16 protein-coding genes and 1 riboswitch are annotated in these 19,717 nt (G+C 63.0%); of the genes, 10 read left to right on the top strand and 6 right to left on the bottom strand.

Annotation, left to right across the window (positions count from 1 at the left end; all coding sequences use genetic code 11):
* Positions 1–54 precede the first annotated feature (54 nt).
* The 5 genes from MKZ91_RS29395 (at position 55) to MKZ91_RS29415 (ending at position 6,571) form a co-directional block, all read left to right on the top strand.
* Positions 55–1,737, top strand: a complete 1,683-nt coding sequence (locus MKZ91_RS29395) for an NAD+ synthase (protein WP_336174558.1) — start codon at positions 55–57, stop codon at positions 1,735–1,737.
* A 3-nt stretch (positions 1,738–1,740) separates the two neighbouring features.
* Entirely contained in the window at positions 1,741–2,073 is a 333-nt protein-coding gene (locus MKZ91_RS29400; RefSeq protein ID WP_336174559.1) for a hypothetical protein, read from the top strand.
* Between the two features lie 27 nt (positions 2,074–2,100).
* A complete protein-coding gene (locus tag MKZ91_RS29405) occupies positions 2,101–2,928 on the top strand; it encodes a TolB family protein (protein WP_336174560.1) in 828 nt (275 codons plus the stop codon).
* Positions 2,929–3,093: 165 nt separating this feature from the next.
* On the top strand, positions 3,094–4,836 hold the full coding sequence (locus MKZ91_RS29410; RefSeq protein WP_336174561.1) for an ankyrin repeat domain-containing protein: 1,743 nt from the start codon (positions 3,094–3,096) through the stop codon (positions 4,834–4,836).
* A gap of 235 nt (positions 4,837–5,071) precedes the next feature.
* Positions 5,072–6,571 (top strand): sensor domain-containing diguanylate cyclase, encoded by a 1,500-nt coding sequence (locus tag MKZ91_RS29415; protein ID WP_336174562.1) that lies wholly within the window; start codon positions 5,072–5,074, stop codon positions 6,569–6,571.
* 33 nt (positions 6,572–6,604) lie between these two features.
* Here the strand turns inward: MKZ91_RS29415 and MKZ91_RS29420 are convergent, their stop codons facing one another.
* Positions 6,605–7,624 carry a LacI family DNA-binding transcriptional regulator gene (locus tag MKZ91_RS29420; RefSeq protein WP_336174563.1) on the bottom strand — a complete coding sequence of 340 codons (1,020 nt, stop codon included), beginning with the start codon at positions 7,622–7,624 and terminating at the stop codon, positions 6,605–6,607.
* A 101-nt stretch (positions 7,625–7,725) separates the two neighbouring features.
* Here MKZ91_RS29420 and MKZ91_RS29425 point away from each other — a divergent pair, with 101 nt between their 5' ends.
* The 3 genes from MKZ91_RS29425 (at position 7,726) to bluB (ending at position 10,810) form a co-directional block, all read left to right on the top strand.
* Positions 7,726–8,919 (top strand): phytanoyl-CoA dioxygenase family protein, encoded by a 1,194-nt coding sequence (locus MKZ91_RS29425; RefSeq protein WP_336174564.1) that lies wholly within the window; start codon positions 7,726–7,728, stop codon positions 8,917–8,919.
* A gap of 90 nt (positions 8,920–9,009) precedes the next feature.
* A complete protein-coding gene (locus tag MKZ91_RS29430; protein ID WP_336174565.1) occupies positions 9,010–9,822 on the top strand; it encodes an SDR family oxidoreductase in 813 nt (270 codons plus the stop codon).
* A gap of 28 nt (positions 9,823–9,850) precedes the next feature.
* Positions 9,851–10,061, top strand: a riboswitch (cobalamin riboswitch).
* Positions 10,062–10,105: 44 nt separating this feature from the next.
* A complete protein-coding gene (gene bluB, locus MKZ91_RS29435) occupies positions 10,106–10,810 on the top strand; it encodes a 5,6-dimethylbenzimidazole synthase (protein WP_336174566.1) in 705 nt (234 codons plus the stop codon).
* Between the two features lie 184 nt (positions 10,811–10,994).
* Here the strand turns inward: bluB and MKZ91_RS29440 are convergent, their stop codons facing one another.
* From MKZ91_RS29440 to MKZ91_RS29455, 4 genes are all read right to left on the bottom strand, one after another.
* Positions 10,995–12,161 (bottom strand): DUF2865 domain-containing protein, encoded by a 1,167-nt coding sequence (locus tag MKZ91_RS29440; RefSeq protein WP_336174567.1) that lies wholly within the window; start codon positions 12,159–12,161, stop codon positions 10,995–10,997.
* Positions 12,162–12,231: 70 nt separating this feature from the next.
* The gene (locus MKZ91_RS29445; protein WP_336174568.1) at positions 12,232–12,876 is read right to left on the bottom strand and encodes an acyl-homoserine-lactone synthase; all 645 of its coding nucleotides are present in this window, start codon (positions 12,874–12,876) and stop codon (positions 12,232–12,234) included.
* Positions 12,877–13,009: 133 nt separating this feature from the next.
* Positions 13,010–13,744: a helix-turn-helix transcriptional regulator gene (locus MKZ91_RS29450; RefSeq protein WP_336174569.1), complete on the bottom strand. Its 735-nt coding sequence runs from the start codon at positions 13,742–13,744 to the stop codon at positions 13,010–13,012.
* Between the two features lie 282 nt (positions 13,745–14,026).
* Positions 14,027–16,339: an NADP-dependent malic enzyme gene (locus MKZ91_RS29455; protein ID WP_336174570.1), complete on the bottom strand. Its 2,313-nt coding sequence runs from the start codon at positions 16,337–16,339 to the stop codon at positions 14,027–14,029.
* A 174-nt stretch (positions 16,340–16,513) separates the two neighbouring features.
* On the opposite strand from MKZ91_RS29455, the gene MKZ91_RS29460 reads away from it, so the two are divergent.
* Together MKZ91_RS29460 and MKZ91_RS29465 are read left to right on the top strand one after the other, a co-directional pair.
* The gene (locus MKZ91_RS29460) at positions 16,514–17,353 is read left to right on the top strand and encodes a UDP-2,3-diacylglucosamine diphosphatase (protein ID WP_336174571.1); all 840 of its coding nucleotides are present in this window, start codon (positions 16,514–16,516) and stop codon (positions 17,351–17,353) included.
* A gap of 94 nt (positions 17,354–17,447) precedes the next feature.
* Complete coding sequence (locus MKZ91_RS29465; protein WP_336174572.1) at positions 17,448–18,668, top strand: MFS transporter; 1,221 nt, start codon at positions 17,448–17,450, stop codon at positions 18,666–18,668.
* On the opposite strand, the gene dgcA is transcribed toward MKZ91_RS29465, so the two are convergent.
* Positions 18,620–19,603, bottom strand: a complete 984-nt coding sequence (gene dgcA / locus MKZ91_RS29470) for an N-acetyl-D-Glu racemase DgcA (RefSeq protein WP_336174573.1) — start codon at positions 19,601–19,603, stop codon at positions 18,620–18,622. The genes MKZ91_RS29465 and dgcA overlap by 49 nt on opposite strands.
* Positions 19,604–19,717: the final 114 nt, after the last annotated feature.

Here is a 19,717-nt window from a genome sequence, read left to right on the forward strand (position 1 = left end):
AGAACAGGGCGAAAGTCAGACGCAATCGTAAAGAACAGCCCGACAGGCCCGCTCATGATCGCTCACAAAAACGCTCCCTCGCTCCTTCGTATCGCCGTTGCCCAGTTGAACCCGACGGTTGGCGACATTGCCGGAAATCTGGCCAAGGCGCGCGAGGCACGTGCCGATGCGGCCCGACAGGGCGCCGATCTCCTGCTTTTGACCGAGCTGTTCATTTCCGGTTATCCGCCGGAAGACCTGGTGCTGAAGCCGGCCTTCCTGAAGGCCTGCCTTCAGGCTGTCGAGAAGCTGGCGGCGGACACGGCCGATGGCGGCCCCGGCGTGATCATCGGCTTCCCGCGGCTTGCCAAGACCGGCCGGCACAATGCCGTTGCGGTGCTGGACGACGGCAAGGTGATCGCGATCCGCGACAAGGTCGACCTGCCGAACTACGGCGAATTCGACGAGAAGCGCGTCTTCGACCAGGGCGAGATGCCGGGCCCGGTCAATTTCCGTGGCGTGCGCATCGGCATTCCGATCTGCGAGGACATCTGGGGCGATCTGGGGGTCTGCGAGACGCTGGCCGAAAGCGGCGCCGAAATCCTGCTGTCGCCGAACGGCTCGCCCTATTATCGCGGCAAGGTCGACATCCGCCATCAGGTGGTGCTGAAGCAGGTGATGGAGACCGGCCTGCCGATGATCTACGCCAACCAGCTTGGCGGCCAGGATGAGCTGGTCTTCGACGGTGCGAGCTTTGCCTTCAATACCGACAAGACGCTCGCCTTCCAGATGAGCCAGTTCGAAGAGGTGACGACCATCGTCGAATGGAAAAGGGGCGAGAACGGCTGGCACTGCGACGCCGGGCTCAAGTCGCGCCTGCCGGAGCGGGAGGAGGCAGACTACCGCGCCTGCATGCTTGGCTTCCGCGACTACGTCAACAAGAACGGCTTCAAGAATGTCGTGCTGGGCTTGTCCGGCGGCATCGATTCCGCCATCTGTGCGGCGCTGGCGGTCGACGCACTCGGCGAGGAGCGGGTGCGCGCCATCATGCTGCCCTATCGCTACACTTCGCCGGAATCGCTGAAGGACGCCAAGGAGTGCGCCGCAGCCCTTGGCTGCCGCTACGACATCGTGCCGATCACCGACCCGGTCGAAGGCTTCCTCTCGGCCCTTTCCGATGCGTTCGAGGGCACGGAATCGGGCATCACCGAGGAGAACCTGCAGAGCCGCACGCGCGGGACCATCCTGATGGCAATCTCCAACAAGTTCGGCTCGATGGTGGTGACAACAGGCAACAAGTCGGAAATGTCGGTCGGTTATGCCACGCTCTATGGCGACATGAACGGCGGCTTCAACCCGATCAAGGACCTCTACAAGATGCAGGTCTATAGCATCTCCAGGTGGCGCAACACGACGGTTCCGCCCGGCGCGCTCGGGCCTTCGGGCGTGGTCATCCCGCCGAACATCATCGACAAGGCGCCGTCGGCAGAACTTCGCCCCAACCAGACCGACCAGGACTCGCTGCCACCCTATCCGGTGCTCGACGATATCCTGGAATGCCTGGTCGAAAAGGAGATGAGCACCGAGGAGATCGTTGCGCGTGGCCACGACGAGGCGACGGTGCACCGGATCGAGCATCTGCTCTACATCGCCGAATACAAGCGCCGGCAGTCGGCGCCAGGCGTCAAGATCACCAAGAAGAACTTTGGCCGTGACCGGCGATACCCGATCACCAACCGCTTCCGCGACCGGGGGTGAGGTGTGAACGCCTCCGAAGGGCAGGACGACAGGGAGTGCCGTCCTGATTTCACCGACGAGGAAATCCGGCTGATCCGGCTTTGGTCGGTAAGCGACGTTTCTGCTGGCTGGCAGCTTTCGGCGCAGGTCGCCTACTTTGCGACGCCGGCCGTGTTCGGCATCTACGGACTTGCAGCCGGCAGCATCGTCATCGTCGGCGTTGCCTTCATCTGCATGCTTCTACTGTTGAGTTGGGGGCTCGTCTCGACCTGGCGAGACCAACGCAATTCCATCCTTATGCAATCGATCTGCACCAAAATCGCCGCGATGCTGAAGGCGGGCGGAGAACGCAATTAGCTGCCGTGGTTGCAGCGGGAGAACGGCATGCGCAGTTCCATCGAAACCTATGACATTGCCACCGGCGAAACGCGTGTTGTCTGGCAGACGGACAGGCTGGTCGAGGCACCGAACTGGTCGCGCGACGGCACGCATCTGATCATCAACGGCGATGGTCGCCTTTATCGCCTTGGCCTTGACGGATCGGAGCCTGTCGAGATCGACACCGGTTTTGCCACGCTCTGCAACAATGACCACGGCATCTCGCCGGACGGCCGGAAGATTGCGATCAGTGACAAGACCGAGTTCGGAAAGTCTGCAATCTACCTGCTGCCGGCCGAAGGCGGCACGCCGAGGCTCGTCACCCGCAACCTGCCGTCCTACTGGCACGGCTGGGCGCCGGACGGCCAGACCGTCACCTATTGCGGGATCCGTGACCAGGTCTTCGACATCTACACGATTTCGGTCGATGGTGGCGAAGAACGGCGGCTGACGCAGGGCGAAGGGCGCAATGACGGGCCCGACTGGTCGGCGGACGGCGGGTGGATCTATTTCAACTCCAGCCGCACCGGGCGCATGCAGATCTGGCGCATCCGCCCCGACGGCAGCGATGTGACACGGATCACCGACAGCCCCTATGGCGACTGGTTCCCGCACCCTTCGCCGAATGGCAAGCATCTGCTGGTGCTTTCCTATGACGGCGACGTTTTCGATCACCCCCGCGACCTCGACGTCCGTTTGCGGCTGATGGACATGGACGGCGGCAATGCCCGGGTGCTGTTCGAGCTTTTCGGCGGGCAGGGGACGATCAACGTTCCCAACTGGTCACCGTCGGGCGATCGCTTCGCCTTCGTTCGCTACCAGCCTGAAAGCTGAGAGTGCTGGACAAGTATAGGGGCGGCGTGCTAGCGCTGATTTCGTTCGCAGGGCACATCCGATCCGCGGGAAGGGCAAGGCCCACCTGTCTCACTGAACTTGGTTGCCACACCTCTTTTCAGTCTGTGGGCGCGGATACCGGACGTGAATGAAAGGAGGTCTTTCATGATCACGCGTGATCTACCCGCGAACCTGACCCTCGATACCATCCGCAAGCAGGCCAAGGCTTTTCTCAAAGCCGTAAAGGCCGGTGATGCCAGTGCCAAGCAGAGGGCGCTCCCTTATTTCTCCGAGCCCGCCGAAATGGGCCTTCAGGATGCGCAACTCGTGCTTGCCCGCGAATTCGGCTTTGCCAGTTGGACGCGGCTGAAACGGCATCTGGAACAGGCCGAAGCCGGCAGACCGGCGACAGAGCAGCTCGCCAATCGCTTTCTTGCTCTGGCCACGGTCTCTTATTTCAGTGACATAGCGGCCGATCCTGAACGATTTTCTCAGGCTGTTGCCCTGCTTGAGGCGCATCCTGAAATCTCCGGCGACAGCATCCACGTGGCCGCCGCACTCGGCGACGCCGCGGCGATCGATCGCTGGCTCGACCGCGATCCGAAGCTCGCGCTGAAACGCGGAGGGCCCTTCGACTGGGAACCGCTGCTCTATGCGGCCTATGCCCGGATACCCGGCCGATCCTCTTTGCCCGCCGCCCAGCGATTGATCGCAAGGGGTGCCGATCCAGACGCCCATTGGCTGGACGACGGTCAATACCGCTTCACCGCTCTGACAGGCGTTTTCGGCGAAGGCGAAGCCGGACCGGAGCGCCAACCGCGGCATCCGGATTGTGACGTGTTCGCCCGGCTCCTGCTCGATGCGGGGGCACGCGCCAATGACAGCCAGGCCCTCTACAACCGCATGTTCCAGCCGGACAACACTTGCCTGAAACTCCTGCTCGATTATGGCCTCAACGCCAGCGACCGGAACAACTGGCTGGTGCGCAACGATGGTGCTTTCGTTGAAAGCGGCGAGCGCGTCTTCGACTACCAGCTTGCCTGGGCTTTGGAAAAGCGCATGGCTGACCGCGTCCGTTTGCTGGTCGAGCATGGCGCCGACGTCAACCGCCCGATCAAGGGGCGCACGCCCTATCAATGGGCGGAACTGGGTGGCGATGCAGCCTTGGCCCAGTTCCTCGTGTCCCGCGGGGCAGTGCAGGCGCCGCTCGATGATGTCGACCGGCTGGCCCGGGCTATCTCCGAAGACAACGCCGGGGCGGCGAAAGCGCTTGTCGATCAGGATCCGACATTGGTTGGCCGTACGCAGACCGCGCATCCGGCGATGTTGCATGAGGCAGCAGGTGAGGACCGGCGCGCTGCGGCTCTCCTCATGCTGGCGCTCGGTTTCGACGTCAACCGCATGACCTCGCGCACCCCGTTGCACGAGGCGGCGCTGCACGGAAACCTGGAGATGGCAAAACTGTTGATCGGCAACGGTGCCAACACCATGGCGCGCGATCCATACCACCATGCGCCCCCGATCGGCTGGGCCCAGTACAACGGCAAGGCCGACATGGTCCGTTTCCTGAAGGAACAGCCGTTGGATCTGTTTGCGGCCGCAGCCTTCGGAATGGTGGGCCGGGTCGCCGAAATCCTCGATCGGCAACCGGAACTCCTCGAAACGCCCTTCGGCAAGTTCCGGGGGCGTGGCAGGCCAGAGCCGCAACAGGATTGGATGACGCCGCTTGCCTTTGCCGTGGTCAACGGACGGGCGGAGATGGTGCGCCTGCTTCTCGACAGGGGCGCGAATGCCGGCGTGCGGGATGGAGCGGCGGGCCGCTCCATACGCGATCTCGCGCGCGACAACGGCCCTGAGGAAATCGTGGCGCTGTTGCGCGCGACGGCGGTGGCGCAGTCGCGGGCTTGAAGCAGCGGAAGTGCGGGCCTTTGGTTCGCACTTCCGGTCGCCGTTTGCGACTGCTGATTGTCATCCGGTTCAGGTGGTTGAATCCGTTAAGTATTTTATCACCAGCTTATTTAAGCCAAACTTTTAATTTGGCCGCTACGGTACCGTTCGTATCCGCCGCGATCATCGTGAACCGCGCTTCGAAGAGTGCGCAAGGGTTCACGATCGCCGGTCGGAACGAGGGGGCACTGGCGTTATGGAAGAGACGTTGCGGCGGGCAAAGCGGAGCAGGACGGTCTGGGCAATTCATGCCGCCTGTACGCTGGTCGCGGTGCTGATCATCGCCAGCCTGATCTATGTTCTCGACCGCTCCGTCGCCGAGGCGGATCGCTTCGGCCTTTCGGCTGAGCGGCGACTGGTTGCCAATGAACTGCGCCATCAGATGGATGCGGTCGTCCAGTTCCAGGCGCAGATTTCCTTCTGGGACGAAACCTACCGCGAACTGGCAGCAGGTCAGGTCAGCGACAGCTTCATCGCCGACGAGATGTCCGGCTGGCTGTGGGAGGACTACGGTTTCTCCTGGCTGATCTTCACGGATGCGGAGCAACACGCCTCCACGGTGGTCAAGAACGGCGTGGTGGTCCCCGCCGAGGCGGCTCGAGTGCCGCTCACAGAGGTCGACGACCTGCTCGAGGAGGCGAAGCGCCGCTACGACAATGCGCTCAGGAACAACCACGGTGCCTACGCGCTCGATGTGGTAACGCCGGATCCCCAATCGGTGTTGCCGGCCGTACCCGGCATTCATGCGGTGGACCTGCGCGAGATCGACGGGCACATGAGCGTCGCAGTCGTGCAGGCGGTGATCCCGGAGACCTTGGCTGTTCCTGTCGAGCGTCGCAACCCGGTGCTCATGGTTTCAATCCGGCCGGTCACGGCGAAGATGACGCGTGAGATCGCAGCGCGGCTCGGCATGCGGGGGCTCGCCTTCGTGCCGCTGAGCGAACGGCCGGCGGGCAGCATCTACGCGTCGGTCGGGCGCTGCTCGCAGCAGTCCTGTCTTGTGGCGGCCTGGATACCGAAATCGCCTGGCGGCTTCGTACGCGCGGCATTGCTGCCGAGCGTCATCATCATGGCCATCGTCGCAACGTTGCTGATGGCGTTCGTTGCATTCCGCTTCTCGACACTGTTTGCCGCCCTGCAGCAAAGCGAGGCGCTCAACCGCCACCTTGCCAAGCATGACCGCCTGACCGGGCTCATGAACCGAAGCGGTTTCGACGATATGCTGGCGGCGGCACTGCTCAGAGCAAAGTCCCATCCGTTCACAGTCGTCTATGCCGATCTCGACGAGTTCAAGGCGGTCAATGACCGTCATGGCCATGCAGCAGGCGATGCCGTGCTGATCGCGATGGCTGAACGGTTCCGGCGGAGGGTCGAGCCGAAGGGCGCCGTCGCCCGGCTCGGGGGCGACGAATTTGCGATCATTCTTGGCGATTGCAGCGAGGCGGAAGCGCGCGGCCTAGCGGCTGGTCTGGTTGCCGATGCGCAGACACCGGTGGCCTTCGGCGGGCAGATGCTGGTTGTCGGCGGCAGCGCCGGCATCGCCTTTGCCCCGCGGCACGGCATGACGGCGCGCGCCTTGCTCTCGGCAGCGGACGAAGCGCTTTACTTCGCCAAGCGCCGCGGCCGCAACCGTGTCGAGACCGCCGATGACATGGTGCTGCCGGCGGGCAGGCCCGAAGGGCAATCGGCGGCCTGAAATCACGGGCGGAAGCTGTGCCGAAAGGGCCGGCTACTCCGGCACGTTGTATGGCGTGATGACCACGACTGCAGAAAGTTGAGCACCACCTGTCGCCGGCGGCACGTGTCGCCGCAGCATGATGGTGCGAAAGGCGGTGCGCGCATCGGTTTTCAGATCGTGGTGCAGCACGAAGTGAATGCGCCGCGCGCGCAGGAGCGCCAGGTTGTCGTCATCGAGATCATGGGCGATGTAGAGCGCGCAGCGACGGTTGAGCCGGTCGAACGCTGCGAGCACCGAGCGGTTGCCGCCCCCGATCGAATAGGCGGCGTTGATGTCGGGGTTGGCAGCCAGCGCCAGGTCTGCCAGGGCGCCCGTCTCGCTGTCGCGGCCATGACCTTCGCTGATCTCGACGATGCGGATCGCCGGGTAGTGCTCCCGCAAGACGCGACGGAAGCCGATCTCGCGCTCCTCCTCACCACGGAAGCGACCGCTCGACAGGGTGACGAGCACGGTTGAAGGGGCGCCGGAAAAATGTTCGCCGATGAGATAGGCCGCGGTTTGCCCCGCAGCCCGGTTGTCCGCGCCCGCATAGGCGGTTCTTTGCGAGTTGGGAAGATCGGTTACCAGCGTTACGACGGGGATGCCACCTTGCTCCAGCCGCGCCACGGCACTGACGATGTCAGGCACATCGGGCGCCTTGAGCACCAGGCCATCGGTGCCGCGAAGCCTGATGCGATCGAGCAGTTGCACGATCTCCTGCGGACGCATGGTCTCGGCGAAATGAAAGCGGCAGCGAAAGATCGTGGGCGCGAAGGTGAGCGCCTCGGTTTCAAACGCCCGCCGCACGGCGTCGGTGAAACGCTCCGGCGCTTCCATCACGATGTCGATCGCGAATTTTCTGCCCTGGACGTCGAGACCCGCCTGCTGCTTTTCGAGCTCCTCTATCGCGGCGCGAACCCGCGCCACGGTCTGCCGGCGCACACCCGGTCGTTCATTGAGCACCCGGTCGACGGTGGCAGTGCTGAGACCTGCCTGAAAGGCGATGTCCTTGACCAGGAACGGATGGGCCATCGGCCGGCTCCTTGATGGATTTTTGATGGATTCCTGCTCTATATCATGTTTTGCCGCCGCCTATAGTCGTCTGCATCCAAGGTTTCAGAGGAGGAAACGGGATGAAGACCGACAGCAGCGCGCGGCAGCGCGTCGACCGCGTATGGCTCACGGAGGATGCCTGCGACATCGACGCTTTCCGGGCCGAGGTGGAGCGCCGGACCAACCCGGCCGACTACCCGCATGCGTCGGGCTGCGAGAAAAATGTGCTGATCTATGACAGTGCCGAACTGACTGCCTCGTGCGCTCACCCCGAGACACGGCGAGAGATCCTGGCAGAGATTTGCGAAGTGCTGGCGACGGGTCCGGGTGTTGCAGTCTTCAAGCGCGCCTTTGCCGATACGACGACAATCGACGCTGCCAGTGCCGTGTTTGACGAGATCATCGAGGAACAGCACCGCTCCAGCAGCGGCGGCGGCGATCACTTTGCCAAGCCCGGCGCGAATGACCGGATCTGGAACTCACTGGAAAAGCACTGCCTGAAGGCGCCCGAGAATTTCGCCGCCTACTACGGCAACGCCATCATTGCGCTCGTCAGCGAGGCCTGGCTTGGCCCGAATTACCAGATGACCGCGCAGGTCAATCGCGTCAATCCGGGTGGCGCGGCCCAATCCGCACACCGCGATTATCACCTTGGCTTTCAGGCACGGGCGGTGATCGAGCAATACCCTGCTCATGTGCACAAGCTTTCGCCGGTGCTGACGCTGCAAGGGGCGGTCGCCCATTGCGACATGCCGCTCGAGAGCGGCCCGACGCTGTTCCTGCCCTTCAGCCAGACTTACGTGCCAGGGTATCTCGCCCTCAACCGCCCGGAATTCCGCGCCTATTTCGACGAACATCACATCCAGCTTCCGCTTGAGAAGGGCGATGTCGTGTTCTTCAACCCGGCGCTCTTCCATGCGGCCGGCAACAACCGTTCGGCGGATATCCGCCGCGTGGCGAACCTGCTGCAGGTGTCATCGGCCTTCGGTCGGGCGATGGAGACCGTCGATCGGCGGACGATGAGTGCCGTGCTCTATCCGGCGCTGAAGACTTTGCTCGCGACTGACACGGTCACGCAGGCGGAGGCGGAGAACGCGATTGCTTCCTGCGCAGAAGGCTATTCCTTCCCGACCAATCTCGACCGCGATCCGCCGCTTGGCGGTTTGGCACCGAAGACGCAGGCGCAATTGATGCGCGAGGCGCTGAAGGCCGGAACAAGCGAGGTGGATTTTCGTGCGGCGCTCGACGCACAGGCCAGGCGCAAGCTGAGTTGACGGCTTTGCTCCATATCTGATCGGCTCCGGGCGCAATCCGTCCGGGGCCAGTTCTGTTTCTACCTGATCTCACTCAAAGGGAGGATTTCGATGAGCGGACAACTGGAAGGCAAGATCGCCATCGTCACCGGTGGCACACAGGGGCTTGGCGCGACGATCGCCGGTCTTTTTGCAGAACGCGGTGCGGCCGGCATCGTCATTTGCGGTCGCAATGCAGCCAAGGGGCGCGCGAAAGCCGAACAGATCGGCAAGGCCGGCGGCGCAAGAGTGGTCTATGTCGAGGCCGACCTCGAACAGGTGGAAGATGCGCGCAAGGTGGTCGCGGCCTGTGATGCGGAGTTCGGCCGCGTCGATGCGCTGGTCAATGCCGCCGCCATCACCGACCGCGGCACGATCCTCGACACCACACCGGAACTGTTCGATCGCATGTTCGCCATCAATGTGCGTGCGCCGTTCTTCCTCATGCAGGAGGCGATCAAGGTGATGCGGCGAGAGGGCACCGAAGGCACGATCGTCAACATCGGCTCAATGTCGGCAATGGCGGGACAACCATTCATCGCTGCCTACTGCTCGTCCAAGGGTGCACTCGAAACCCTTACCAAGAACACGGCCTATGCGCTCCTGCGCAACCGCATCCGCGTCAACGGTCTCAACATCGGCTGGATGGCATCGGAGGGCGAAGACCGCATCCAGCGGGAGTTTCATGGCGCGTCGCCGGATTGGCTGGAGAAGGCGGCCGCCAGCCAGCCCTTCGGCCGGCTGGTCGATCCGGCAGAGGTTGCGCGCGCCTGCGCCTACCTGTCGTCGGCGGAATCGGGGCTGATGACCGGCTCGGTGATCTGCTTCGACCAGTCGGTCTGGGGCGCCTATGACGGTTCGCCGCATCCGGTGGCGCCGCTCTGAGACTTGCTTGTCTTTCTCCGGCGGCTGTGTCCTTATGCGGCCGTCAGGTGCCCGCGCGAGCGGGAGAATCGGGAATCCGGCGTCATTCCGGAACGTGCCCAACGCTGTGACGGGGACGGACGCTTCGATATGGCCTTGATTTGATTCAAGGTATTGCCACTGGATCTTCAACCGATCTGGGAAGGCGAGGCGACCGGTTGAACCGGAGTCAGAAGACCGGCCTGGCGAGATAGACCGAACCCGCGTGGACGGCGGAAGGTTTCGCATTGTTGGGGATCGAACGATGCTGACTGAACCGAAGGGTGGCCTTGCGGCTGCCTCAGCCTTTTCGCCGGAAGAGCGGGAGGCCGTCTACCGTGCTATTGAAACACGCCGCGACGTGCGCGACGAATTCCTGGGCGACCCACTGCCTGACGACCTGGTGAAGCGGCTGCTTTCGGCGGCCCATAGCGCACCGTCCGTGGGGTTCATGCAACCCTGGAACTTCCTCCTGGTGAGGGCGCCTGAGACCCGCGAGCGCATCTGGCAGGCCTTTCGTCGTGCCAATGAAGAAGCGGCGTTGATGTTTTCCGGCGAGCAACAGACGAAGTACCGCTCGTTGAAGCTCGAGGGCATCCACAAGGCGCCGCTCAGCATCTGCGTCACTTGCGACCGCACGCGTGGCGGGGCTGTTGTGCTCGGGCGTACGCACAATCCGCAGATGGACGTCTATTCCACGGTCTGTGCCGTGCAGAACCTGTGGCTGGCAGCACGGGCCGAAGGTGTCGGCGTCGGCTGGGTGAGCATCTTCCACGAGGCCGAGATCAAGGCGATCCTCAAAATTCCCGATCACATCGAGATCGTCGCCTGGCTGTGCCTCGGTTATGTCGACCAGCTTTACCAGCAGCCGGAGCTCGCGGTGAAGGGATGGCGCCAGCGCTTGCCCCTCGATGAACTGGTCTTTGAAGAAAGCTGGGGCTGCCAGGCGCCGTCAGCCGTTTCCAGATGATGGCAAAAATGCAGATACTTCAAACGGTTGCATTGTTATCTGCATGCAAAAACTGCGATCGCCGCTACGGCATAGCTCCTTAAGTCGGAATCGATTTAAGGGTAGGATTATGCAGCAGCTTTAAAGTGTTACAGCGTCCTTGGCGCGCCTTAGAAGACGCGCGGCGCTGTAAGGCGTCGCGCGTTCAGTTTTGGACCGGTTGGTAAGCCGGTCCTTTGGGGTGTTTCAGGTCGATGGACGTTTCTTCCTGTGGCAGGAAGGTCGGGCCGACGACCCGCACCTTGCTCTTTGCCGGATCGTAGGGACGTTCCTCTGCCGGTGCCTTCTCGGAAGCGCTTTCCGATGCCGGCTTCTTGGTCTCGATGATCACAATCGACGATTGATCGTCACCGGTGATCTTCGTGCCTGTGGTTGGTTGCGCCGCGGCAGTGCGCGGTATCTGGCAGCCGCAGATACCGGGTGTGCCGACGCCGCGGGTGCGATAGGCAAAGGCATTGGGGAGCTCGGTATAGGGCCGGCCGGTCGAAGCCGAGACCATCTGCTCGCTCTCTTCGGTGTTGAGGTCGTGGAAGAAAAGCTCGGTCTCAGCCCCTGGGCAGCGCGCGCGACAGGCTTGTTCGTCCCGCGCAAAATCCGCTGGCGTGGCATCGGACGAGATCGGGAAGAAGGCGCCGTCACAGGTCCGCACGCACATGGTGCGCAGCGTCCCCGTGTAATAGCCGCCCTCTGGTCCGTAACCGTCATCGTCATGCCGCAGCAACGGGCCGTAGGATTCGTCCGGTGGCAGGTCCTCTATGATATTGCGGTGGGTTTCCGGCTCTTCCGGCATCGCACTCGCCATTTCCTCGCGGTCACCGAAGCAGCCGTTGATCTCCAGCGCGGCCAGGATCCGGCGGCGCGCGTCCTCGCTGTCGCCGGCAACGATCTGCTCGCGCTGCGACTTCAGCAGGCGCAGATTGTCTTCCATCTCGGCGATAAGGCTGGTGAGATCGCCGCAGGTGTCCGGATCGCCGCCATCGAAGGTGACAACACTGCCGCCGCCACAGCCAGCGCGGCGACGATCGTTCTTCGCCCGTCGCAGCTCGATGTTCTGGCGCGATATGGCGCTGGCGTAGTCACGCGCGTCTGCGTTGGTGGCAAGGGTGGTCGGCAGTTCCACCAGTCGGGTGTTCAGCCGGTCGCATACGGGTGATGCCAGGGATGGATCGGCACCGACCAAAGCCAGCGGCACCAGGGCCACGGCGACGTGTTTCAAGCGCGCGAACACGGGCGAAGTCTCTTCCTGCTGCCGCGTCGGCGCCGACCTTCCGAGCGGGACGGTTGCCAGCGGCAATTCCTGTTTCAGCGCCATCATAGAGCTTGTCGGTGATCGTGCAACGACAAGCCACGGTTTGCGTTAACAGGTCCGAGTGCCTGATCGCTCAGGCGGCGCGGGCGGTTTCCAGCGACATTGGGCGTTCGAGGACGGTACCTTCGATAGCGGCAACGGCTTTCATGCGTTCGAGCAGATCCGGCGTTACCTCCCAGGCAACAGCCACGGCAAAGACCGAGCCGATACGGTGCGGGTCGGCAATGCGCTCGCCGGGGCAACCCATGCGCCGGAACATGCGCTCAAGGAAGACGTCGGTAACCGTGACGATGTGGCTGATGCCGGAGGCGAGCCCCAGTTCGCCCACACCGCACATCAGTTCTGCGGCCGCTACCGTTACCTGGTTCGACGACCGGTCCTGCGAGATGTCGGGTTCGATGCAGAAGCGGCTCGATTCCCAGACCGAAGCACTGCGGATTTCCGGGTTGTCGCCGAGCAGGATCGGGAAGGTGTCGTCGAGCATGTTCGGCCCGAGCGTCGGCAGCAACCTCAGCGAGCCGCGCAGCCGGCCGGTGTCAGGGGCATGGGACAGAACGTAGAGCGGGTTTGCCGTGTCGTAGTTGTCGATCTCCCATTCGCCCTCGGTCTTAACGTCCCATTTCAGGAAGTCGTGGAAGACGCGCTTGCGCAGCCGGAACATGTCGTCGACGGCCTGCGGGTGCTGTGCGCGGGTCTTTCCGTTCAGGATCCTGATCATCGTTTTCTCCGTCCTTGTTTAGGGTTGGACGGATGCTGTCAGGCTCGTGACGGGCATGTAACTGTCGGTAGTGACAGTTCAAATGCGTGTATTTCGCCAGTAGATTTCGAGGGGTTTCGGGAGGCCCCTGTCGTCAGACAGTCGGGATCAGGGCGTGGCGGACCGCCTGTGCGACGGCCTGGGTATTGGAGACGACATTGAGCTTGCGCCGCGCATTGGTCATGAAAAAACGCACGGTGCGCTCGGAGATGCCGAGGATCGTGGCGATTTCCCAGTAGCTCTTGCCAGCCGCCGCCCAGGTCAGGACCTCGGTCTCCCGGCCGGTCAGGCGCTCGCGCGTCGAAAACGCTCCGGGCATTGCGGCGTGCTCGAGCATGGCGGCATGGAAGAGGTTGGCCGCCAGTTGGAAATCGCGCAGGTGATGGCGGCGATAGGTCGACCATTCGTCGGCCGACATGTTGACGTTGATCGCCAGCAGCGCCATGCGGCCTGCAGGCGACGGCAGCGGCAGGGCGACGCCTTCGGTGGAGATGCCGATCTCCTGGGCGGACTGGAACAGGGGCTCGCATTCGGGAAAGCGATGGCGCGCCATCGTCCATTCGACCGGGCGGACACCGCCAAGCGCCAGCTTCAGGATCGGATCTATACGGTGCAGGCTGCGCGTGCGGTAAATTTCGGCGGCATAGGCGCCGAAGGTGTGATGCAGGCGGCAGATCTTGAGCTCATCCGCGAAGGGTTCGGCTTCAAGATAGAGGAGGTGGGCGATGCGAAAGGTACGGCGCATCAGGGTAAAGAAATGAGCGGGCTCGACACAGCCCCCGCATTCCAGGATTTCCAGCATGTCGAGGACAGCCTGCTGTTCAGTCATGCCACAACACCGAATCTCGTCCGAGGCTCCAGCATGGTTAGGGGTTCACCTTTTGTCCAGCGCAAACTTTCTTGTTTGGTGTGTGTGCGTAGAAATGAAATTAGAGGTTGCGGTCTGCGGCGATCCTCACATGGAGACCGATAGCCGGAGCTGATTCGTCCGCAACGCCTGAACCACAGGGCGCCGCGCATGAATTCGGCGCGGCGCCTGGATATGGTTTTGCAGGCGCCGGTCTGGCGCCCGAGCAAAGCGAAGATCGACGGCGATCTCCGCGCTTTCATCTCAGCCCGGATGGCTGGCTTCGACAACCGCCAGCGCCGCCATGTTGACGACGCCGCGCGAGGTGACCGAAGGCGAGAGGATGTGGGCCGGAAGCGCCGAACCGAGCAGGATCGGGCCGACATGCAGGCTGTCGGTCATGGTCTTGACGACACCGAGCGTGATGTTGGCGGCATCGAGGTTGGGGAAGACCAGCAGATTGGCTTCGCCCGACAGGGTGCTGTCCGGCATGACGCGGTGGCGCAGTGCTTCGGAAATCGCTGCGTCGCCGTGCATTTCGCCGTCGACTTCGAGTTCGGGGGCGAGTTCGCGCACGAGCTGAAGCGCCTTGCGCATCTTCGTGGCGCTTTCCGATTCGCGCGAACCGAAGTTCGAATGCGAGACGAGGGCAGCACGCGGCGTGATGCCGAAGCGGCGGATTTCCTGCGCCGCCATGACCGTCGTCTGGGCGATTTCTTCCGCGCTCGGGCAGTAGCTGACATAGGTGTCGGTGAAGAAGGTGGCGCCGCGCTGCGAGATCAAGAGGCTGAGTGCGGAGAAGTCGAGTACGCCTTCGCGCTTGCCGATGATCTGCGAAACATCTCGCATGTGCCTGGAGTAGCGCCCTTCGACACCGCAGATCAGCGCGTCGGCTTCACCGCGCTTGACGGCGAGCGCGCCGATGACCGTGGTGTTGGTGCGCACGATCGTGCGGGCGGCTTCCGGGATGACGCCGAGGCGGCCGACGAGGGCGAAGTAATCCTCGACATAGTCGCGATAGCGCGGATCGCCTTCGGGGTTGACCACCTCGAAATCGACATCAGGACGAATGCGCAGGCCATATCGGCGCAGGCGCGTCTCGATGATCTGCGGGCGGCCGATCAGGATCGGCCGGGCGGTACCCTCTTCGAGCAGCACCTGGGCGGCGCGCAGCACGCGCTCGTCTTCGCCTTCGGCAAAGATCACGCGGTTCTTCTGGGCGTTCTTGGCTGCCGCAAACACCGGCTTCATGATGAAGCCCGAGCGGAAGACGAAGCGGTTCAGCTTGTCGAGATAGGCGTCGTAGTCCTGGATCGGACGGGTGGCGACGCCGCTTTCCTCGGCCGCCTTGGCGACTGCTGGCGCGATGCGCAGGATCAGGCGCTGGTCGAACGGCGAGGGGATCAGATAGTCAGGACCGAAGACCGGGGTCTCGCCGGAATAGGCGCGGGCGGCAACGTCGGACGGTTCCTCGCGGGCAAGGCCGGCGATGGCGCGCACGGCGGCCATCTTCATTTCTTCGTTGATCGTGCTTGCGCCGCAATCGAGCGCGCCGCGGAAGATGTGCGGGAAGCAGAGAACGTTGTTGACCTGGTTCGGGAAGTCCGAGCGACCGGTGCAGATCATTGCGTCCGGACGGGCAGCGCGGGCTTCTTCCGGCATGATTTCCGGTGTCGGGTTGGCAAGCGCCATGATCAGCGGCTTTTCCGCCATCTGCGTCAGCAGTTCGGGTTTCAGTACACCGGCTGCCGACAGGCCGAGGAAGACGTCGGCACCACCGATGCTGTCGGCGAGAACGCGGTTGTCGCTGTCCTGGGCGTAAATGGACTTCCACTCGTCCATCAGCACTTCGCGGCCCTTGTAGACGAGGCCCTCGAGGTCATGGACCCAGATGTTCTCGCGCCTGGCGCCAAGCGTCACGAGCAGGTTGAGGCAGGCAAGCGCGGCCGCACCCGCACCCGATGTGACGATCTTGGCCTTGGCGATATCCTTGCCGGCAAGTTCGAGACCGTTGAGGATGGCGGCAGCGACGATGATGGCGGTACCGTGCTGGTCGTCATGGAAGACCGGGATCTGCATCTTTTCGCGCAAGCGACGCTCGACCTCGAAACATTCGGGCGCCTTGATGTCTTCGAGGTTGATGCCGCCGAAGGTCGGCTCCAGCGCCGAGATGACGTCGACCATGCGGTCGATGCTGGACGCATCGATCTCGATGTCGAAGACGTCGATGCCGGCAAACTTCTTGAAGAGGACGGCCTTGCCTTCCATGACAGGCTTCGACGCCAGCGGCCCGATATTGCCGAGACCGAGCACGGCCGTGCCATTGGAGATGACGGCCACCAGGTTGGCGCGTGCGGTGAAATCTGCCGCCTGCTCAGGGTTGTCGCGGATGGCGATGCAAGGGGCGGCAACGCCTGGCGAATAGGCGAGCGCCAGGTCGCGCTGGTTGCCAAGCGGCTTGGTGGGCTGGATTTCGAGCTTTCCCGGGCGCGGGTAACGGTGGAAGAAAAGGGCCTGCTGGTCGATGTCGCCGCTGGCCGGACCGGTCTGGGATTTCGTCTTGTCGCCCGTGTTCATTCTCTCACATTCCTCATTCGTGGTCGTGCCTTTTGGCATGAATTGCGAGCGAGGTACAGTTTTGAGGTGTTGATTTCACCGGCGCCAGCGCGCCGTTGGTGCTCATGTCATCTTCCTGAAACACGAGTCTGGTTTTCACGGGGGCAGAAAGCTTAACCTGAAGACGAGGCTGGCATGACGACGGCGCAGCAAGACAACTCCGTACGCAAGCTCAGGACGTTGTTCATCTCCGACGTCCATCTCGGCTCGAAGGCCGCCAAGACCGATTACCTCATTGATTTTCTGCGACATCATGAGGCAGAGACGATTGTTCTCGTCGGCGACATCGTCGATGGCTGGCGGCTGAAGCGCAGCTGGTACTGGCCGCAAAATTGCAACGATGTGGTCCAGAAGCTGTTGCGCAAGGCGCGCAAAGGCGCGCGCATCATCTACATTCCCGGCAATCACGACGAGTTCCTGCGCGACTTCCCGGGGGTACATTTCGGCGGCATCGAGGTGGCGCAGCGCCATCTGCATGACGGTGCCGATGGTCGCAAGTATCTGATCCTGCACGGTGACGAATTCGACGTCGTGGTGCGCAATGCCCGCATTCTCGCCTATCTCGGCGACTGGGCCTATGACACCGCGATCGCCATCAACATCGGTCTTGCCGCAATCCGGCGCCGCCTCGGCATGCCCTATTGGTCGTTTTCCTCCTGGGCGAAGCTCCAGGTGAAGCACGCCGTCAACTTCATCGGCGAGTTCCAGAAGGTGGTCGCCGACGAGGCGCGCCGCCATGACGCCCAAGGCGTGATCTGCGGCCACATCCATCACGCGGTCATCGAGGATATCGGCGATATCCGCTACATCAACACCGGCGACTGGGTGGAAAGCTGCACCGCGATCGCCGAGCACTTTGACGGCACGATGGAACTGATCACCTGGCACCACGTGCGTGGCGGCGCGAGCGAGGGCGAAGCATCGACAGAGGCGGACAAGCTGCTTGCCCAACTGCTGACCCAACGGGCTGCCTGATCCAGAGCCGACAAGGGCTCCGTCGCGAAAACTAGGTTATGGCGAGGCATGCCAAGGCTGTGCTAGAGATTGGCCACAGCCATCAGGTCAGCCGATGATTCCCTCCCAAGCGCCCGCATCCGTGGGCCCTCCGCCGCGCCATTTCGCGCTTCGCATCGCTTTGCTCTTTTGCGCGCCGCTGATCGTCAACGGCTTCGCAATGCCGTATTTCCCGATGTGGCTGAGCACGCTTTCGATGAGCGATTTCGAGATCGGCGTCGTATTGGCACTGCCGATGTTCGTGCGGGTCATCACCGCACCGATCGCCGGCGTCATTGCCGACCGGCTCGGCGAGCGGGCGATCGTGCTCATCTGGTCCGGATTCCTGTCGCTGGCAACCGCCCTGGTGCTGTTTTACTTCCGCGAGTTCTGGCCGGTGCTGGTCATCTACACGCTGCAATCGGCCGTCTATTCGCCCTATGTGCCGATTGTCGAGGCGATTGCGCTCTCAGGTGTGCGGCGCTGGGGCTTCGACTATGCCCATATGCGGCTCTGGGGCTCGGTTGCCTTCATTGGCGCAACGATGCTCGGTGGCTGGATGGTCGGCATTTTCGGCAGCGACATGGTGCTGCCGGCGATGGCGATCGGCTTCGGGTTGACGATCGCCATGGCCTATGCCGCACCACGCGTCGGCAAGCCGCGTCGGCCTTCGCCGATCACGGCGCTGACCGAGCCGCCACCGAAATCGCTGAAGCAGCTCGACCTGCAACTGCTTCTGATCGGGGTGACGCTGGTCAACGCCAGCCATGCGATGCTTTTCGCCTTCTCGGCGATCTACTGGCAGCACATCGGCTATAGTGGCACCGAGATCGGCCTGCTCTGGAGTGCCGGCGTTGCGGCCGAGGTGACGATGTTCATCTTCGCCAAGGCGATCAGCCGTCGCTTCAGCGTCTGGGTGATGATCCTGTCGGGCTGTGTTCTGGCCGTCGTGCGCTGGATCATCTTCCCGATGGATCTCGGTTTTGGCGGCTATTTCATCCTTCAGTGTTTCCACGCCTTTACCTATGCAATCATGCACACCGGCATGCAGCACAAGCTGGTCGAGCGGGTGGTGGAGTCCCAGGAAGCATCGGCGCAGGGGCTCTATTTCTTCTACACCGGCATCTTCACCGCGGTCCTGACGTTCCTGTCGGGCTATTTCTACGCCTGGTACGGGGTCAACGGCTTCTATTCGATGTCGGTGGTCGCCTTTGCCGGCTGCTGTTTCGCGGTCGCCGCCTGGTACCTTCAGCCCCAGAGACGCGGCTCCGGCGGGAAGACGAGCGAGGCCTCGTAGCGAAGGCCCGGGGTGCGGTCTTCTGCCAGAAGCAGCGGTCCGTCGAGGTCGACGAAAGCGGCGCCCTGGGCGACGAGAACGGCCGGCGCCATTGCCAGTGAACTGCCGACCATGCAGCCGACCATCACCTTGAGGCCGAGGGCATTTGCCTGATCCCGCATGCGAAGTGCCTCGGTCAGGCCGCCGGTCTTGTCGAGCTTGATGTTGACGGCATCGTAGCGACCGACGAGGGCTGCGAGGTCGCCGGTGGCATGCACGCTCTCGTCAGCGCAGATCGGCACCGGGCGGGCGATCGTCGCGAGCGCCTCGTCACGGCCGGCAGGAAGCGGTTGCTCGATCAGGTCGATGCGCGCCTCGACGCAGATCGCGAAGTGGTAGGCGAGGCTGTCCGGCGTCCAGCCTTCATTGGCATCCAGAATGATGCGGCTTTCGGGGGCGCCGGCTCTGACGGCGCGAATGCGGGCGGCATCGTCCGGTGTGCCGACCTTGACCTTGAGCAGCGCCCGGTGCGCGTACTTCGCCGCCTGCGCGCGCATCGCCTCCGGCTCGGCGAGCGAAAGCGTATAGGCGGTCGTCAAGGCTCCGGGCGAGGTGATGCCGGCAAGGAGATGAACCGGCTGATGTTTCTGCTTGGCTTCCAGATCCCACAGCGCGCAGTCGACGGCATTGCGGGCAGCACCCGGCTTCATCTGTTGCTGCAGCTTTTCGCGCGACAGGCCGGCCTCGATCTGCGGGCGGATGGTTTCGATTTCGGCCAGAACCGATTCAAGCGTTTCGCCGTATCGGCCATAGGGCACACATTCGCCCGAACCGGCGTGGGCACCGTCGCTGATTCGACAGGTAACGACGCTTGCCGTCGTCTTGGAGCCGCGGGAGATCGTGAATGTGCCTGCGATCGGGAAATGTTCGACCGCGGCATCGAGAGAAAGTGACATGAAAGCGTCTCCTGCCTGCATTCTGTAGGACCGGCGTCGCCACCGGTCGAAGGTTCGGGTGACAGCAACGGTGCGAGCGGTTATGACGGGGTAAGGTTTTACGAATCTTTAGCA

The organism is Ensifer sp. MJa1, assembly GCF_037026475.1.
In the GTDB taxonomy this organism is placed as follows: Bacteria; Pseudomonadota; Alphaproteobacteria; order Rhizobiales; family Rhizobiaceae; genus Ensifer.

Bases quoted from the DNA above. Each gene is read 5' to 3' on its own strand.
- MKZ91_RS29395 (WP_336174558.1), top strand. From the start codon at position 55: ATGATCGCTCACAAAAACGCTCCCTCGCTCCTTCGTATCGCCGTTGCC.
- MKZ91_RS29405 (WP_336174560.1), top strand. From the start codon at position 2,101: ATGCGCAGTTCCATCGAAACCTATGACATTGCCACCGGCGAAACGCGT.
- MKZ91_RS29410 (WP_336174561.1), top strand. From the start codon at position 3,094: ATGATCACGCGTGATCTACCCGCGAACCTGACCCTCGATACCATCCGC.
- MKZ91_RS29415 (WP_336174562.1), top strand. From the start codon at position 5,072: ATGGAAGAGACGTTGCGGCGGGCAAAGCGGAGCAGGACGGTCTGGGCA.
- MKZ91_RS29420 (WP_336174563.1), bottom strand. From the start codon at position 7,624: ATGGCCCATCCGTTCCTGGTCAAGGACATCGCCTTTCAGGCAGGTCTC.
- MKZ91_RS29425 (WP_336174564.1), top strand. From the start codon at position 7,726: ATGAAGACCGACAGCAGCGCGCGGCAGCGCGTCGACCGCGTATGGCTC.
- MKZ91_RS29430 (WP_336174565.1), top strand. From the start codon at position 9,010: ATGAGCGGACAACTGGAAGGCAAGATCGCCATCGTCACCGGTGGCACA.
- bluB (WP_336174566.1), top strand. From the start codon at position 10,106: ATGCTGACTGAACCGAAGGGTGGCCTTGCGGCTGCCTCAGCCTTTTCG.
- MKZ91_RS29440 (WP_336174567.1), bottom strand. From the start codon at position 12,161: ATGGCGCTGAAACAGGAATTGCCGCTGGCAACCGTCCCGCTCGGAAGG.
- MKZ91_RS29445 (WP_336174568.1), bottom strand. From the start codon at position 12,876: ATGATCAGGATCCTGAACGGAAAGACCCGCGCACAGCACCCGCAGGCC.
- MKZ91_RS29450 (WP_336174569.1), bottom strand. From the start codon at position 13,744: ATGACTGAACAGCAGGCTGTCCTCGACATGCTGGAAATCCTGGAATGC.
- MKZ91_RS29455 (WP_336174570.1), bottom strand. From the start codon at position 16,339: ATGAACACGGGCGACAAGACGAAATCCCAGACCGGTCCGGCCAGCGGC.
- MKZ91_RS29460 (WP_336174571.1), top strand. From the start codon at position 16,514: ATGACGACGGCGCAGCAAGACAACTCCGTACGCAAGCTCAGGACGTTG.
- MKZ91_RS29465 (WP_336174572.1), top strand. From the start codon at position 17,448: ATGATTCCCTCCCAAGCGCCCGCATCCGTGGGCCCTCCGCCGCGCCAT.
- dgcA (WP_336174573.1), bottom strand. From the start codon at position 19,603: ATGTCACTTTCTCTCGATGCCGCGGTCGAACATTTCCCGATCGCAGGC.